This window comes from Bacillus cereus group sp. N31 (genome assembly GCF_016483245.1).
Taxonomy (GTDB): domain Bacteria; phylum Bacillota; class Bacilli; order Bacillales; family Bacillaceae_G; genus Bacillus_A; species Bacillus_A toyonensis.
This window is the reverse complement of record NZ_JAEHCH010000015.1, coordinates 1-15948: the sequence shown is the minus strand read 5'-3', so window position 1 is coordinate 15948 and position 15948 is coordinate 1. Positions and strand designations below refer to the sequence as shown.

The window sequence follows — 15948 nt, the reverse complement described above, 5'->3', positions numbered from 1 at the left end:
TTTATAAGTAGTGTTGGACCTCTTGTCATAACTAAGAGCAATCTTGAAAGATTGTCTATTAAAAACCAACCTCTATTCTGAATTGCATTCAAAGTATAGAACTAACACTTTTTATTTAATAAAGATAATATAACAATAAAATGTATATGTAACAAAAAACACGCATGAAGCGTGTTTTTTGTTAATAAATTTTCTATTTTATTTATCTTCACTTTTTCTATTTTTTTCATTCAGCATTATGAAATCCCAAAAACGCTTTAATTCCTCACGTTTTTCAGGAGAGGCATCTTTAATATTTTTGAACCAGAGTCCTAATTCAGGGTCATTTATTATAGTGTCCATTTCAGGGGACTTTGTTTGTTTACAATTAGACACTCTACCAAGTAAAAAATCAGTAGAAACAGAAAAGAGATTGGCTATCTTTAAGATAGTTTCCATAGGTGGTTGTTTAGTATCATTTTCATATGCAGTATATGTAGTACGAGCAACACCTAGTTGATTAGCTACATATGTTTGTGTCCATTCAGCGTTGTCTTTCTTTTTTTCTTCTCGTAAAAACTTCAATTTTTCACCAAAGGTATTCAAAGTAGTCACCACCATTATATTTAAAAATTACTTTTAATTATAAACGAATTTTTGTGTTACTAATAGTAACTCGATCGATTGTTCTTTAAAGGAACTTTTTTGTTGAATTGTTCCTTAAAGTAACTTATAATCTTGTTAAGATGTTCTTTTAAGAAACAAGGAGGTAATAATATTGAGGGATTGGTTAAAAGAATTTAGATATGTAAAAGGATATACACATGAAGGTATTGTAAATAAATGCAATATATCTAGAAGTTATTACACTCATATTGAAAATGGAACAAAAACACCTTCCGTAGAAATAGCTAAAAAAATAGGGGGAAGTTTGAATTTTGATTGGACAATATTTTTTGGGAATCGATGTTCCTTAAAGGAACAAAATCGGGTGGAGAGAGGTATTTATGATTAACTTCGATATCGAATCATTTCGTCAAATTATCCGGGAAGAAGTGCAAAAAGCAACTGAGCACCTTCAACCAATGAAAGAATTACCACCATTTTTAACTATTACAGAATTAATGGACCTGTTACATATTAAACGCACCAAAGCATCTGAGCTATTAAACCGTTCTGATTTTCCAGTATGTCGCGAAGCAGGGGTTCTTATTCCTACACACCTTCTTTTTAAGTGGATGGAAAATCACACTGAATGGATAGAAAACAATACAGAGTATTACAATCCATTTAAAGAATCCGTCTAATAATAAATTACCATAGTAAGTTGTCACAAATAAATATTGCTTTAGGTACGAATGGGGGAAGTAAACGATGTCCATAGGAAAAGAAGTTGCTATGGCACGAAAACGAAAGGGAATCACCCAAGAACAACTCTCCTTAGAAATCCCTGTGAGTCGTGAGTCACTAGCAAAATATGAAACTGAAAAACGAAAGTTACCAGAGGATTTAAGAAAATGTATTACAGAAGGCATTGATGATCCACAACTGTTTTTCAAAATGTGGAGTGAAGCTACTGGTTATGTTAGTATCCCATTTTTTAATGGAGAGCTTATAGATCTACATCCTGCAAGTATGAGGTACATGGTCCAACAAGAGACCAATGAAGCGTTGGAACAACTTGATACAGTATGTTGGTCTAAGCCTTCACAAACTTGGTCCGAAAGAGAGAAAGAGGATTTGAAAAAGGTAATGCATGAAGTCCTGGATGCTACAGGTTCAATGATGAGCCTCGTAGCGGTCCTATGTGATCAATATGGTTTTTCAATGAAAGAAATCTTTAAGTACTGGAAAGTATCATTACGAGCTAGGAAGTATATAAAAGCTTAATTTAATTATTTTATTGGGGAGGTTTAAGTGATGACAATTGATTATGCAAGTCCAACTTTAAATCAATATAAAACGCTAATTCGTAAGGAAGCAAATTTATATGGTGATATTCGAATTGCAGCAGTTTGTGGAGACTATATGAAAGCTAGGGATTTAAAACAAGAGAAGAAATTAATGGAGATAAGGATTCGAATTATAGAAGCAGCATTTGTTTTGAAAAACAAAAAGAAAAAAGGAAAGGCCACCGCATAGCTTGCGATAGCCAATCATGACAATAGATAAATTATAGCATATAACAATTTAGTGCGACAAGCAATTGTGCTTGTCGTTATGATCAGAAAGGCTGAGACCCCATTTTTTAATAGAGTCTGCTTTTTCTTTCTGGTCATAACGATGCGTACAGTATCAAATCATTAAAAATGGGGAGCAAATTATGAAAGTAGAATGTAATCGTCTGTTCGACTTAGTTCTACCAGGTGATTTTGTTTTTGCAAATGAATTACATAACTGTATGGTGACATGTATTCATAACATGTTCAATGCTAGTTCATTAGATGAAGCAGATCATTGGGAGAAGGAATTAAATAGATGCGCAAAAGAATTTAAGAGCCTTCGTAATGAAAAAGAGGATCACGATGTATCGAAGAGTTATCGTGTAGTTGTTAAAAGCCTTCAAGGGCAGGGAATCAATGCATCAGTAGTTAGTCGTAAAAAATAAAAAATCTATCACTTGGCAGAGTGATAGATTTTAGACTCTTATAGAGAGTCTTTCTAAAAATTGAATTGGATTAAGTATATCAAAGCAAATCAAGTAAAACAATGGAGGATGAATAATATGGCAGTTTATAGACCTGTTCAAGTTTCATATTGGCAAGATGCTTTCGTTTTAGATCTTACACCGGAGGAAAAATACTTCTACTTATACTTAATGACTAATAGTAAAACTTCTCAGAGTGGTATCTATGAGCTTCCATTACGAGTGATAGAAATGGATACAGGGTATAACCGTGAAACGGTTGAGAAGTTGCTAGAGCGTTTTGCTGATTATGGGAAAATTTATTACAACAAAAAGACGAAAGAAATTATGTTGCTTAATTGGCTTAAATTCAATGCTATTACAAATATGAATATTGAAAAGTGTGTGTTAAAAGAAATCCAGAATATTAAGTGTGAAGATTTTTTAATTGATTTTTATGAGACATGTTTAGATTTAGAACAGCAGCAAGATTTTAAAATTCCTCGTATTAAGGAATACTTCCAAGCTCGTTTTGAGTGGCTTATAAGGGGCTTCGAAGACCCTATGAAGGAAAAAGAAGAAACAAAAACAGAAACAAAAGAAAAAGAAGAAACAAAAACAAAAGAAGAAGCAGCAAGCTGCTCAAGAGATAAAAAAGTTGCAGAAGAAAATCCAATAGCATTCTATGAGCAAAATTTTGGAGTTCTTAAACCATTTGTAGCTGAGGGTATTAATGCATGGATTGAAGATTTGAATGCACAGCTTGTTATTAAAGCAATGAAAATAGCTCTAGAAAAGAATGCACCTAATATGTCTTATGTACAAGGTATTTTAAGAGATTGGCATGCTAAGGGGTATAAGAGTACTACTGATGTTGAAGCTGCACAAACTCAATTCCGCAAGAAATACCAATCTCGTGGTGGCAGAAGTAATGCTCGAAAAGAAATTGTTCCTGATTGGTTACATACACAAGAAACAGAAGTGCAATCTCAGCCTGTAAAGCACGATGAAACGGATTTAGAGGGTGAACGTAAACGTTTAGAACAAGTATTAGCTAAATATAAAAAAGAGGCTTAGGAGGATTGTAATGCCAAAGCAGTTAACAATATTTGATGTTGAGCCTGTAGTAGCATTCGATACTGAGAAAGCACACATTCATCGATTAAATTCTAAAGTTCGTTTTACGGATGTAGTTGTTCAAGTACCAAAGCAAGTAAGAGCTACTGATGAATTAAAACCAACAACAGCGCCAAATGATCAGTATGAATTATTTGAGGAATATACAATTGGAATTTGGAGATTTAAGCGAGTGGAAGATAAGCAGTTCGATTGGGAAGAAGCGGAGGAGCTTTGCAAGTCTGCGAGAGATAATAAGGAGCCGATTCCAATACGGCTTTATTTATCACTTGAGCAATTATTTGTTCCAGAAAATGTTGTGCGATATTTGTAGACAAACAAAAAAGCCGAGATTGCTCCCGACTTGCTTCGACAAAATAATCATAACATACGGGAGTGGTCTTAGTGGGAATTATTAAAGAAAAACTTGAAGAAATGACAGCTGAAATAGATTTGAAAATAAACGGAATATATGTTGTTAAAAATGGTCAGGTCCAACTAATAGAACCACCCCAAGGTGGATTTGGTGAACAATCATTTGTATATCAAAGTGGAAAAGTAATTCGTATGGAAGAACGAAAAACACAGTTACTTTAATCAAATTTGAATTTTGTAGAGAAATGAGGAATAAGAAATGGATCCAAATACAAAGGTGTGTTTTACATTGGGTATCGGTTACGTAGGTGCAACACATGATGAAACATTCACGTTATATGATCCGAAAGTAGATAAGGATGTAGAGCAATTTCTTGAAGAACAATGGCGAGAGTGGTCAAACAATTATATTGATGGTGCATGAAGTTTTGCAGAGGAAAACTAAACAAAAAGCGTTAATTGAATAGATAAATCCAATCCACTCTAAATGTGTTTCTTTGGAACGGATTGGAGTAGTGAAGCTATTTATCACTGGTCTAAGGAAGAACGAATGTTTTTTGCTTAGTGATATCCGCTGTGAAGACAGCTGTTACATTTGAGTTTTTTAAATGTATAGCTATGTCTTTACCAAGCGAATCTGTTACTTTCTTAAATTGTTTATCAGTAATAGGTGTTCTCCTGATGCAATGATAATAAATTGCTTCATTCGGTAGCACAGAATTACTGTTGGCATCTCGGATTTTTTGTATGCCTTCACGACTATCAAGAAAAGAGATTTTAAAATCATCATTTGAGTTGACTACACTTTGAATTGACTCTTTAAGTTTTTTCTGAAACTCGGTAAATCCTGGGTTTGTTGTGTTGCTTAATCCAATGGCGTATGTATAGTAACGACCCCAGTGCATACCAATATTAGCAACACCATTTTTGAAAATGACTGGGTAATTTTTAACAAAAGAGATTTTACTATTTTCGCACACAAGAACCAAAAATTGATTTTCTTCTTTGTTAGAAAAGAATATTTTAATTCTATGCTTTTTAAAGTCAAACGAAATTTCTAGTATTTTATCAGGATTTATAGAGTGCAATATTTCATATTCTTTTTGAAATTTCATTAAAAATACACCTCCTAAATCTGTCAATATTCGACATTTAGGAGTGTAAGTCCTGCATGATTTGTAGAGATGGGCTGGAAATTGAACAAAAGCGTTATTTGAATACAAAACAAAAATAAGGGAGCGATAATAATGAATTTAGAAAACAGCATTAAAGACGTGATTGGCAAGAAGTTAGCAGAGGGAATGGTTGAGAAGTTAATTGAGGAACAGTTAGAAAAAGGCATTAACAATGCATTAGGAAGTTTATTTGGATCATATGGCGATTTAACAAAAGTGATTGAAGAAAAAGTGAAGTCGGTTATGGTTCCATATCTAGAAAACTATGATTACTCGAATTATATAACTAAATTAGACAGCGTAATGGTCGCTGTTCTAAAGAATTCAGCATTAGAAAACAAAAAGTTATTAAGTAATTTCCAAGAATTAATGATACCGGCAGCAGAAAAAGAAATTAAGGTAACAGACTTATTTGATAAATGGAAAGAACATGTTGAACAAAATGTAGAAACAGATGGATTAGAAGTTGATTACGATGATGAACCAACGTATGAATATGTGGATGTTAGATTTGAAGTAGTTGAGGATGATGATAGGGATTGGAGTTCCTTTAAATATGCAACATTAGTATTTGAATGTGATCATGATGAGAAAATGAACTTTGCCATTCGATTATCTAAATGGAAATCAGGAAAAGGTGAAGGATGGGACATGCAATTTGATAATGTTCCTGATTTAAAATCTTTAAGAAATTTAAACTCATTTGAACTGCTATTAATGAAAATGAATCAAGATCGTACGCAAATAATTCTTGATGAAATAGATGACAGTGATTCCATCGTACCAGAAGAAAGACCAGAGTTATCTTATTAATAATAGGCAATTGGTACTGTACTTACCTAGCGATATTAAAGAGGGGTTTAAAAAAAGTACAGTACCAATTTAATAGGGTTCTAAAACCAAACAAAATAGTTATTTTATGACGAAAAAATAAAAGAACCCGTTTGTTATAAACGGATTCTTTCCACAAGGTGTGCAAGAAATTCAAGGTAACTGGACCAGAGCCACCTGTGGAATTCCTTGTGATAATACTGTATGCAAAGGAATCAATAAGGTTAATGAAATTTAAACAAAATCCTTATTTTAAAGCTAAAGAGCGACTTGTAGTGCGCTACTAATTTTGATCTTAGATTTCTTACTTGGAGGAATAAAATGCTCTTAAACAAAGTTTAGATAGACAATCGAGCCCATAATTACAATATAAAATACCGCACAAAAGAAGATTAAAATGTATTTTAATGTCTTGTTCATATTAGTACCGTCCTAAAAGAGGAATATTTGGATTTTAATAGGGTGTGTAAAAAAGGTGCATTTATACAAGGGAAGGGTAGCTAGCAAAAGTAAAACAAAATCTCTATTTGAAAAAACGAACAAAAAGCACTACCAGATCCAGTGAAAGTTCGTGATTTAATACAAAATCGTTATTTTAATTAAAAGAGCAGCTAGCAAAAGCTAACTGCTTGTTGAAAAAAGAAATCTACACCAGGTTATTTACTGCCAGAGTTTCAAGAAATAAATGATTAATTTAATTTTTCAATTACAATCGAAGCATTTATATTTGTTTGTGTTCCACCTGCCAAAGTCTGTAAAGTAACTGCAGCAGCGGAAGTATGATTATTAAGGGTAATAATATCACCTGCGGCTAAAGAGAGAATTGTTTGCCCATTGTTTTGCTGAGTTCCTGCACCTGATCCATAAACTGCGCTGGTAACCGGAGCACCATTTAAAAAAAGTGTGAATTGATTAGGCTCAACTCCTGATACAGAAAAAGAAATTTTATAATCTCCTGCATTAAGAACCATTAATTGAGAAGTTCCCAGTGTATGAGTAAAACCAGATGTCATTCTACCATGTGAATTAAAAAGAATAGGTGCTTCTAAGGCAACAACTTGAGCTGCTGTATTGAAAACATAAGCATAATGAGATAACCCAGATACTGTAAGACCGGTAGGCCCAGTAGGTCCGGTAGCTCCAGCGGTTCCTGGTAATCCAGTAGGCCCAGGAATGCCTTGGATGCCTTGGATACCTTGAAGCCCAGTTGGGCCAGTCGGGCCGATAGGTCCAATAAGTCCCGGATCACCTTGAATACCTTGGATACCCTGAATTCCAGTCGCCCCAGTTATTCCAGTGGGTCCAATAGGACCAATAGGCCCCGGATTACCTTGAATCCCCTGAATCCCTTGACTTCCTTGAGGTCCAGTGGGGCCAGGAATGCCTTGGATCCCTTGGATACCTTGAAGTCCGGTTGGTCCTGGTGACCCAGAAGGTCCAGTGGGGCCAGTCACTCCGGTTGGTCCTGGTGGTCCCCCAGAAGGTCCAGTCGGGCCCGTTGGTCCTGGCGGTCCCCCGGAAGGGCCGGTAGGTCCAACAGCTCCAGAAGGTCCAGTTGGACCTACAGAACCAGGAATGCCAGGAATCCCTTGAGGGCCGGTCGGCCCAGGAATCCCTTGAATCCCTTGAATGCCAGGAATCCCTTGAATGCCAGGAATCCCTTGAATTCCAGTGACCCCTGTTATTCCAGTGGGTCCAATAGGACCTTGAATGCCAGGAATGCCTTGGATGCCTTGGATACCTTGAATTCCAGAAGGTCCAGTTGGACCAATAGATCCAGAAATCCCAGGAATCCCTTGAGGTCCAGAAATACCTTGAGGCCCAGTAGGTCCCAGGCTACCTTGAATTCCAGTAGGCCCGGTAGGTCCCCGAGGTCCACCTGAAGGTCCGGTAGCTCCAGTAGGTCCCGAAGGTCCAGTAGCACCGGTTAATCCAGTAGACCCGATTTGAGGTAAAGGAAAGGCACATGGAAAGGGTATGTGACAATTCTTTTTAAATTTACTCATTTTTACACCTCCCTTATAAATTAACTAACAATTTATATTTATACTTTAACAACTTATGAGTAAACAGACACACGGGTGTAAGGAAAAACCCTACAATAATTACATAAAAGGTTTTAAGAGCAAGCCTTTATTTCACATTCCATACCAAAAAGAGCACTATATAAGTGCTCTTCGGATCAAAGCTCTTAGTGTAAAAGAGTACATGATACCAAATGTAATTTTTTTATGGACGTGAAGTATTTGAACAAAAAAGCTATTTAATTACTAAGTTATCGAGATGAAAAATGGTACACAAAGTTTTTTGTGCACCACTATATATAAACTATGTCTTGTCTTGTTAATAATATGTCTACCTCATAAAATTGTGAACAGATTAAATAGAAGATTAAATTTAAAAGAGCAACCTTTGAGGATGCTCTTATGACCAGTACCATTACTGTAAAAGAATATGTAATATCGTATGTGTATTTTTAAAAAGGTGTGAATTATTTGAACCCAAAATTAATTTGGCACAACAAAGCAGCTAGCTGGATTAGCTAACTACTTGTTGTACAAAAAAATTAGGCCCTACAAGTAATGCTATGTAACTTTAAGTTACAGCTATAGTATAAGCGGAATCGGAAAGGTTATACAGGAGTGAAAGTGAACTTAATAAAAATTTCATTTTGTAGAAAAGAAGAAGCTAAAAAAGAGCACTATATATAAGTGCTCTTTTCGAGAGTGAGTATAAATACCTATCATTCTATACTAGTATATGCACTGTATTATGTAGTTGATACTAAAGTTAATGTCAGTTTTTAAAATTAGAGGTTTCTACTAAAGAAACCTCTAAAAAGACAACTAAAGTTACGTTATAGTAAATTCAATTGCAATAGGAGTACCTCCATCTAGGACGGCTCCTCCTACAATAGTAGCAGCTGTAGTAGTCACACCAGTAATAGTATCACCAGTTTGAATAACGCCATTAATATAAAGCGTAAAATAAGCGTAAGAAGCAGGGAATGTTGTTACAGCACCAGTGTCATTAGTGAAGTCTGTGTTAGCAAAAGTTAAATCCGCTCCAGCGGCAGTTCCTGTTGCTGCTGTACTTACAAATCGTCTTCCAGCTATAAAAGGCTTAACGATAGGCATTTATGTTCACCTCTTTTTAAGAACTAACTCGGACAAGTTTTTAGAAAGCTTGGTCCTGTATTTTATACTATGTTGTATTTCTATGAAAAGAAACGGCTTGTAAACTAGTATACAAACGTTATTTTAGTAAGGAACATTTAAAAGGACCCGATTAGGGGGGACGGGTCCTTTTAATGAAACGATAAACTTTTATAGAATTACCGATATATCGCCATAAAAGGAAATTGATTTCCATTTTGTGAATGTTGAGAAAGCTTTTTATAGCTACTTGAGCTAGCTACTTCATTCAGCACAACAAAGCAGCTAGCTGAAGTAGCTAACTGCTCTATTGTACAATTTTAGAAGTTTCACTGGATACAGATATAAGTTGTAACGAAAAGTTACAACTATAGTATAAACAGAATTCGAAAAAATATGCAGGAAAGAAAACTAAATTAAAACTTCATTCAGCACAACAAAGCAATCAGCCTAATGAGCTAACTGCTTGTTGTACAAAAGAAAATTAGGCCCTACAAGTTAAGATGTGTAACTTAGAGTTACAGTTATAGTGTTAGCAGGATTGGAAATGTTATACGGGGATTATTACAACAAAAATTTCATTTTGTAGAAATAAGACAATAAAAAAAGAGCACCATGCATAAGTGCTCTTTAAGATAGGAGGTAACACTTTGAGCTGGGGCTAGGTTAGAAATATTTGTTGTAAAACAGAAATAAGAACAAAGTTTTATTATTAGTTTAATATAAAAAAAGCAGTTAGCAAAAAGCTAACTGCCCTCACAAGCACTGCTAAAAGAAAGTACTTTGGGGAAAAAGTAGCTTGTATTTAGTGTCGCCAGAATATTTGATTTTATTCGAGGAGATGAAATATGGAATTACTAAATAAAATCCATATAAATAGCAGTTAGCGAAAGCTAACTGCTAAGCCCTCAGAGAAAGGGGAAAAGAACATTACAGAGGTCACTGTGAATTCAAGCTGTATCAGCCCATTTATAGTATTGGACAGAATTTAGAATTTTATTCGAATAAATTAAAAAGAGCAGCTAGCAAAAGCTAACTGCTCACCTCTCGACCAAGAGAACTAGAGTGGGAAGAATTTAAAATAACCTTTTAAATTCTTCCATAGTATCGGAAAAAATTAGAATTTTATTCACTTAAAACTTAAATTAGGAAGTTCAATAATTGAATGTATCTATAGCATAGACAAGGTTTAAAAATTTATTCAAGGAAAATAAGGAATGGGTACTTATTGGAAAAAGGCAGTCAAGGAGCATTTCAAGAAGCAAGAGTTGGAGCGCAATAAAAAGCAGTTAGCAAAAGCTAACTGCTCGAATCATGGAATGTGGTTAAGAAATGGGTTGTCTACAGTATTGACGGAATCTGGAGACTTATTCGGTCAAATAAAAAAGGTATTGTATATAAGTGCACTTCGGACCAAGTTTTTTATGGTAACAGTTATTGGTATTATGTGTAAGAACTAACGTGTATCTTGAAAATAATGATTATTTATTTAAATGTAAATTCATAATTAGAGTAGAATCGCATCAATACGCTCGCAGTTAACTACAGTGATATTTCCGTTTTCATCTATAAATGTAGCAAGGCGGGATCTATTATGGAATCCTACAAATATAGAAGCTTTTAATATTGTGCCGTTAACTAACAGCTGTTTTATTTTTTTTCCTAAGTAAAATGTTTCTAAAAGATAGCAAATATTTTTAGAACTCTCTTTTGGGGTTGGGATAAAAGAACGTCGGTTATTTGGAAGAGATGTTAGATTAGGATTGAATACTTTGGGAGTAATAGCAAAGTTGATGAAAACTGACATTTTTCCGGCTCCTCTATTTTATAATTTATATTGAAATATGCTGTATGAAATAGGGCTTTTTTCAAAGCCCCATCTTTACTCTATTCAGCTTCAATTCTAAGCGCTTGAATATCACGACAGTCCAAAACAATTATAGAGCCAGGTTCTGTTGTGTTATCCACAAATGTTACACAAAAATTATCTGGATTAAAGTTAGTAAAAATAAGATCCTCTAGTGTTGTTCCTGTAAGGAAAACATCTACTTCTGTACCTAACTGTAATCTTTCTAATTGTTCGCAAACACATTTTGTATGCTCAGCCATATAAAAACACCTCCTTTTCTCAAATTACTATTAATATATGTATAAATTAAATAGAACGATTGGAGTAATAGCTTAGTAATATTAATTATTTTGCTAGTTAATATTTTTATAAAATAATCCTTTGAAATGAATATCGTCCGGCTAGAAAACTAGAGGACACCAATTTTTAGAACAGTAATTAAGCTGTTTTAAGAAATGGTGTCCTCTTTATTTTTAAAAGGGAGATGGGGAAATGAAGGCACTAAAAGATCAATTACATGAATGGAAAAAGCAATCCAAGCAAGGAAAGAAGAAAAAATAAAAAGAGAAATTAAGTACTCGTGAAATTGAGGATTTAATGGGGATGCATAGACCTTGTTATGAACGAAGACGCGGAGCATTAAAACAAAAGTAATTTGAAAATAAAAAGGAGTGGTCTTACATGACTAAACAATTATCTTTCTTACCAAAAATCGATAGAGTAGCAACGCAGAAAAAATTAGAGGGTGTTCTCGAAAATGTACGTTTATATAGACAGTTTGGAATGATGCGTGAAGAAATGAAAGTCACTCCTTCTTATGAAATTAGATATCACGGACCTACAAATGATGTAGGAAAGCCATTAGAAGATGTAGCGATGGCTAATATTCAGCAAAGTGAAAGAGAAGAGTGGATTAAGCAAACATCATTTCGTATTGATCAGTTTCTTAGTCGTTTGGGTAATGGGCGTGCAGGAAAGAATCAAAGAGACATCATCATTAAGCGTTATTTAGAAGATGAGGATGTATGTGATTATATGGTATATAACGAAATCGGCATGAGCGAGCGTACTTATCGACGTGTTAAGGCTAGAGTATTTTATAAACTTGCTTTTGCTCTTAGATTAGAAGTTTATGAGACTGAAGAAACTGGAGGTAATGAATAATGAATTTTGTTCAGCCGATACGTGATCCAGAGCAAATACAACAGCTAAAAGAGTATTTTAAGGAAAAGAGCTTACGTAATTACATTCTCTTCATTATGGGTATTAATACAGGGCTCAGAATCTCAGATATTTTGAAATTGAAAGTAGGGGATGTTAAAGGCAGTCATATATCTATGCGGGAAAAGAAAACAGGGAAACAGAAACGAATACAAATTACTGCAGCACTGAAAAGAGAACTTAAATGGTTTATTGAAGAAAGAGAAGATAATGAGTACTTATTGCAAAGTAGACAAGGTAGGAATTGTCCAATTGGTCGTAGTATGGCATATAAGATATTAAGTGGAGCAGCGGCAGAATTCGGATTAGATGAAATAGGCACACATACCTTGAGGAAGACCTACGGGTATCATATGTACATGCAAACAAAAAACATAGCATTACTCATGGAAATATTCAATCACTCCTCAGAGAAGGTCACTTTACGTTATATAGGTGTAAATCAAGATGCAATGGATAAGGCAATGACAAGGTTTAAAATCTAATCATTGCTTATTTCTTTTTAAATCTAGGGTATTGCAGCATTTTGGAAAAAAATAAAAAAGACTCGACCGTTTTTTGGTCAAGTCCTGTATTAAATTACAAACTATTTCCCTTTAAGCACCAGGAATATTTGGAACTAAATTCTGAACGATTTTGATAAGATTATTTGTGATATCTTGTTGTTGAGATGTAAGTGTATCGGATCCATCAGTAAATACTGTAACGCAGATTGGACAAGCTTCGATATGAATTCCCAATAAATTAATAGCTAGACCACCTGGTATATCCACAGTAAGAATCGATGTGGAACCTTCAGGAGGAGTACAAGTCTCACAGTTAGTTTCAAGAGCCATAGAGTCACCTTCTTTCTTGTTAGAGTTAATATATAAATATGTTCGAAGATACTCAAAGGACAAAGGTATTTGTACAAGCTTCGAAAATTGTGTTAGTGACTCAGATTTCCCCCCAATGAACTCAAGTCCTTCAGAAGATGTTACAATTCTTGGATTAGTATCGGTATCGTGTACAATGAAAATCCCACCGAGCTTGGTGAATTCATCAATGATTCCTCCTGGTTTCATCATTGCCATGACGTCCAGATCAGTAATATTCCCTTGAATTCCGATCCAAACACACCAGTAATCCGCTGCCAGTTGTTCACCTGTAGTGTATTGATCTTTGATAATTGATGGAGATATCTGCAAAACAGTATATTTAGTGAGTGACCAAAGTTGTTTGGCAAAATCATAAGAAGCAACATCATTCTCAAGCAATAAGACGTCCTTACCAAAGTCGAAAGTTCTGCTAGGACAATTCATACTGGTTGTCTCAGTCCTAGGAATTGTTCTATTTATATCCAACGTACAATTATTGGATTCCTTTAAATTTGTAGTTTGAACCACTGGTTCAATAACGGTGAGACAACTATCCGAACTCATGATTCCGTCTAATCTTGCAAAAATTTGAGCTTCCCCAGTATTAATTGCTGTAGTCAAACCTTTTGTTTCTTCCTCATTTGAAACTATTGCACTTGAAAGATTGCTAGAGTACCACTCTACAAGTTTTGTAATGTCCCTAGTTGATTTGTCAGAATACGTACCTGTCGCAGTAAACTGATGGCTCGAACTTGAACAAAGAGATAAAGTCTTAGGATCTATCTTGATGGAAACCAAGACAGATATTCTTTTTTCGTAACATTCTTTCTCTTTTGGGATGAACAGAATAGGAGGGTTAAATTGATTGGAAGTGTTCATTTGTGTTAGCCTCACTTTCTTTATCATACATTTAATCAATATATGTTACATACAGAACTCGGTTTGGACTTGACCGCTCCCCTGATTATTTAGTTCATTTTAATCTGAAACTATTCACTTCCAGCAACGATAATTATGTAAATAAGCTGTCCATATGGGCAGCTTATTTTATTTTTCCGCATAGCGTAGGTTATTTTGCAAAATGTTGGTGGTATCTCTATACAGTTACTCATAATTTTTGTACTGTGTAACTCAAAAGAGAAAGTAAAATGAAATCAATGATACCAAGGGATTCAGCAAAAGGGGCAGTTACACACAATATAAGATATGGGTAAGTGAAGAAACGGCATAAAAAGAAGCGTAGTTCGTCAAATGGAAGTAATGCTCCATTACCATCAAGTTAAGAAATTCATTGTATCCGATTAATAGTATCCGTTTTTATGTGATTGTTGTGATTTGAACCATAATATTGCCATAAATCTTTTTTTACTCATAAACTTGCCAGAAGTTTTAATATAAAGCATACAGTTGCCGTATTTTTTATTAATGTAGCTTGATGGGCAGGTGGTGCAACTCTAATAGATTTAGGACCTCTCTTTGTATCACTATCCTTTAATTATCATATGCATATAAAGTATTAAAATTAAATTTTAAAGGAGAAATATGTTATATGACAAAATTGGAGGAACTAGAAAAAGATTTTAATCAAATGAAACTAGATTTAAAAGCTATGCAACATGATATGAAAAATTTAGAAACAAGAATACTAGTAGCTGAAAAGGATGTTTTAACTATTAATAAACAATTAGATAAAATTAGTGCAAATACTACATGGATTTTACGATTAATCATAAGCGGATTGTTAACAGGAGTACTTGGTGTAGTAGCAAGAGCCCTGTTATAGGAAAAAGGATGTTGGTCAATCAAAACAGATTTAGCGAAGCAAAGAGATTATTTGATTTGATTAACTAGCGTGGGAGCCCTTCAAGGATTGAAGGGCTCAAAGGGGACGCTCTTTACCGTTGATGTGGTTTACATATATTTTGACAGTCGTAGAAATTACCTCCTGCGCTTAATAAGCAATAGATGAAACACTCTGGGACAGCATAGGCAAAAATTGAAGTTATATGAGGATCGCCACAAACCGAAAGAACCATAAGCCTGCCCAAGGGGCAAAATTATGGTTCTTTCGGTTTGTTATTGACTTTAAAAAATAAATATCTTTTAAAATTAAATACAATGTTTTACATTAACGTCTTTCTGGATCATTGTCTTTTTTTCTAAGGCCAAATAATCCAACTAGTCCCAATAAACCAAGCCAAGCCCAATTATTGTTTTTATTACGATTATCATTTAAATCATTTGTCGTATTTACATTTCGAGTTCTCACATCATTATTAACTCTATTCGTGTTATGGTCATTAACTCTATTCATATTATAGTCATTAACTCGAGTTGTACTATTGCTGTTGTTAACTCTATTCGTATTATATCCATCGTATTCAGCATGGACGCTTGTACCAAAAACCATAATAGTTAGTAATAGGGCACTTAAAATAGATGAAAGTTCTTTCTTCATGGTTTTCCCTCCTTTCGCATTTAGTAATGTCTCCAGTTCCTTTAGACAATATTCGGTTGAAAATATATAAAGCTATTTGAAATGAAATAATGATAAACATCTTTAGTTTTTATTATTAAAAGCACTTAATAATAATGGATTAAATTAATTAAAATGCATTTATTCTTTATAAGCATAAATTTTTTGTAACGGTACATTCTATGAGAGGTAATTACTATATTTGGGTAAGGTGTTCTTTATGAGTTATAAGAACTTATTTTCTTTAATCAAGAACATGATTGGGAAAATTTTTTCTATAGTAAGTAT

The 15948-nt window shown here is 34.2% G+C and carries 22 protein-coding genes; 14 read left to right on the top strand and 8 right to left on the bottom strand.

What is annotated here, in order from left to right; all coding sequences use genetic code 11:
• Nucleotides 1-198 precede the first annotated feature (198 nt).
• The gene (locus JDS81_RS18115; RefSeq protein WP_098145734.1) at nucleotides 199-585 is read right to left on the bottom strand and encodes a helix-turn-helix domain-containing protein; all 387 of its coding nucleotides are present in this window, start codon (nucleotides 583-585) and stop codon (nucleotides 199-201) included.
• Between the two features lie 172 nt (nucleotides 586-757).
• Between JDS81_RS18115 and JDS81_RS18110 the strand changes: the two genes are divergently transcribed.
• From JDS81_RS18110 to JDS81_RS18070, 9 genes are all read left to right on the top strand, one after another.
• The gene (locus tag JDS81_RS18110; protein ID WP_199688605.1) at nucleotides 758-994 is read left to right on the top strand and encodes a helix-turn-helix transcriptional regulator; all 237 of its coding nucleotides are present in this window, start codon (nucleotides 758-760) and stop codon (nucleotides 992-994) included.
• Complete coding sequence (locus JDS81_RS18105; protein WP_098145732.1) at nucleotides 987-1286, top strand: helix-turn-helix domain-containing protein; 300 nt, start codon at nucleotides 987-989, stop codon at nucleotides 1284-1286. The genes JDS81_RS18110 and JDS81_RS18105 overlap by 8 nt, the downstream gene beginning before the upstream one ends.
• Before the next feature lie 67 nt (nucleotides 1287-1353).
• On the top strand, nucleotides 1354-1869 hold the full coding sequence (locus tag JDS81_RS18100) for a helix-turn-helix transcriptional regulator (protein ID WP_098145731.1): 516 nt from the start codon (nucleotides 1354-1356) through the stop codon (nucleotides 1867-1869).
• Between the two features lie 30 nt (nucleotides 1870-1899).
• Nucleotides 1900-2121: a hypothetical protein gene (locus tag JDS81_RS18095; RefSeq protein ID WP_000151152.1), complete on the top strand. Its 222-nt coding sequence runs from the start codon at nucleotides 1900-1902 to the stop codon at nucleotides 2119-2121.
• 181 nt (nucleotides 2122-2302) lie between these two features.
• On the top strand, nucleotides 2303-2587 hold the full coding sequence (locus JDS81_RS18090; RefSeq protein WP_098145729.1) for a hypothetical protein: 285 nt from the start codon (nucleotides 2303-2305) through the stop codon (nucleotides 2585-2587).
• A 117-nt stretch (nucleotides 2588-2704) separates the two neighbouring features.
• Nucleotides 2705-3682 (top strand): DnaD domain-containing protein, encoded by a 978-nt coding sequence (locus tag JDS81_RS18085; protein ID WP_098145728.1) that lies wholly within the window; start codon nucleotides 2705-2707, stop codon nucleotides 3680-3682.
• Between the two features lie 10 nt (nucleotides 3683-3692).
• Nucleotides 3693-4055 (top strand): cell division protein SepF, encoded by a 363-nt coding sequence (locus JDS81_RS18080; RefSeq protein ID WP_097996695.1) that lies wholly within the window; start codon nucleotides 3693-3695, stop codon nucleotides 4053-4055.
• A 71-nt stretch (nucleotides 4056-4126) separates the two neighbouring features.
• Nucleotides 4127-4318, top strand: coding sequence for a DUF3954 domain-containing protein (locus JDS81_RS18075; protein WP_050821784.1), 192 nt, complete (start codon nucleotides 4127-4129; stop codon nucleotides 4316-4318).
• Between the two features lie 37 nt (nucleotides 4319-4355).
• The gene (locus tag JDS81_RS18070; RefSeq protein ID WP_179864574.1) at nucleotides 4356-4520 is read left to right on the top strand and encodes a DUF7167 family protein; all 165 of its coding nucleotides are present in this window, start codon (nucleotides 4356-4358) and stop codon (nucleotides 4518-4520) included.
• Between the two features lie 112 nt (nucleotides 4521-4632).
• On the opposite strand, the gene JDS81_RS18065 is transcribed toward JDS81_RS18070, so the two are convergent.
• Entirely contained in the window at nucleotides 4633-5211 is a 579-nt protein-coding gene (locus JDS81_RS18065; protein ID WP_242481372.1) for a hypothetical protein, read from the bottom strand.
• 132 nt (nucleotides 5212-5343) lie between these two features.
• On the opposite strand from JDS81_RS18065, the gene JDS81_RS18060 reads away from it, so the two are divergent.
• Nucleotides 5344-6084, top strand: coding sequence for a hypothetical protein (locus JDS81_RS18060; protein WP_098145723.1), 741 nt, complete (start codon nucleotides 5344-5346; stop codon nucleotides 6082-6084).
• 707 nt (nucleotides 6085-6791) lie between these two features.
• On the opposite strand, the gene JDS81_RS18055 is transcribed toward JDS81_RS18060, so the two are convergent.
• Nucleotides 6792-8108, bottom strand: a complete 1317-nt coding sequence (locus JDS81_RS18055) for a BclA C-terminal domain-containing protein (protein WP_097837873.1) — start codon at nucleotides 8106-8108, stop codon at nucleotides 6792-6794.
• Nucleotides 8109-8954: 846 nt separating this feature from the next.
• Nucleotides 8955-9239: a DUF4183 domain-containing protein gene (locus JDS81_RS18050; RefSeq protein WP_098145722.1), complete on the bottom strand. Its 285-nt coding sequence runs from the start codon at nucleotides 9237-9239 to the stop codon at nucleotides 8955-8957.
• A 1235-nt stretch (nucleotides 9240-10474) separates the two neighbouring features.
• Between JDS81_RS18050 and JDS81_RS18045 the strand changes: the two genes are divergently transcribed.
• A complete protein-coding gene (locus JDS81_RS18045) occupies nucleotides 10475-10717 on the top strand; it encodes a hypothetical protein (RefSeq protein WP_097996699.1) in 243 nt (80 codons plus the stop codon).
• Between the two features lie 47 nt (nucleotides 10718-10764).
• On the opposite strand, the gene JDS81_RS18040 is transcribed toward JDS81_RS18045, so the two are convergent.
• Nucleotides 10765-11064, bottom strand: coding sequence for a hypothetical protein (locus JDS81_RS18040; RefSeq protein ID WP_097996700.1), 300 nt, complete (start codon nucleotides 11062-11064; stop codon nucleotides 10765-10767).
• An 80-nt stretch (nucleotides 11065-11144) separates the two neighbouring features.
• The gene (locus JDS81_RS18035) at nucleotides 11145-11366 is read right to left on the bottom strand and encodes a hypothetical protein (RefSeq protein WP_000807684.1); all 222 of its coding nucleotides are present in this window, start codon (nucleotides 11364-11366) and stop codon (nucleotides 11145-11147) included.
• 421 nt (nucleotides 11367-11787) lie between these two features.
• Here JDS81_RS18035 and JDS81_RS18030 point away from each other — a divergent pair, with 421 nt between their 5' ends.
• Complete coding sequence (locus tag JDS81_RS18030) at nucleotides 11788-12270, top strand: ArpU family phage packaging/lysis transcriptional regulator (RefSeq protein ID WP_098145718.1); 483 nt, start codon at nucleotides 11788-11790, stop codon at nucleotides 12268-12270.
• A complete protein-coding gene (locus JDS81_RS18025; RefSeq protein WP_098145717.1) occupies nucleotides 12270-12812 on the top strand; it encodes a site-specific integrase in 543 nt (180 codons plus the stop codon). Before JDS81_RS18030 ends, JDS81_RS18025 begins: the two co-directional genes overlap by 1 nt.
• Nucleotides 12813-12923: 111 nt before the next feature.
• Here JDS81_RS18025 and JDS81_RS18020 read toward each other — a convergent pair whose 3' ends face one another.
• A complete protein-coding gene (locus tag JDS81_RS18020) occupies nucleotides 12924-14063 on the bottom strand; it encodes an Ig-like domain-containing protein (protein WP_070168747.1) in 1140 nt (379 codons plus the stop codon).
• 670 nt (nucleotides 14064-14733) lie between these two features.
• Between JDS81_RS18020 and JDS81_RS18015 the strand changes: the two genes are divergently transcribed.
• Nucleotides 14734-14967 carry a hemolysin XhlA family protein gene (locus tag JDS81_RS18015; RefSeq protein WP_002135982.1) on the top strand — a complete coding sequence of 78 codons (234 nt, stop codon included), beginning with the start codon at nucleotides 14734-14736 and terminating at the stop codon, nucleotides 14965-14967.
• Nucleotides 14968-15312: 345 nt separating this feature from the next.
• On the opposite strand, the gene JDS81_RS18010 is transcribed toward JDS81_RS18015, so the two are convergent.
• Nucleotides 15313-15642 (bottom strand): WGxxGxxG family protein, encoded by a 330-nt coding sequence (locus JDS81_RS18010; RefSeq protein ID WP_098145715.1) that lies wholly within the window; start codon nucleotides 15640-15642, stop codon nucleotides 15313-15315.
• Nucleotides 15643-15948 lie beyond the last annotated feature (306 nt).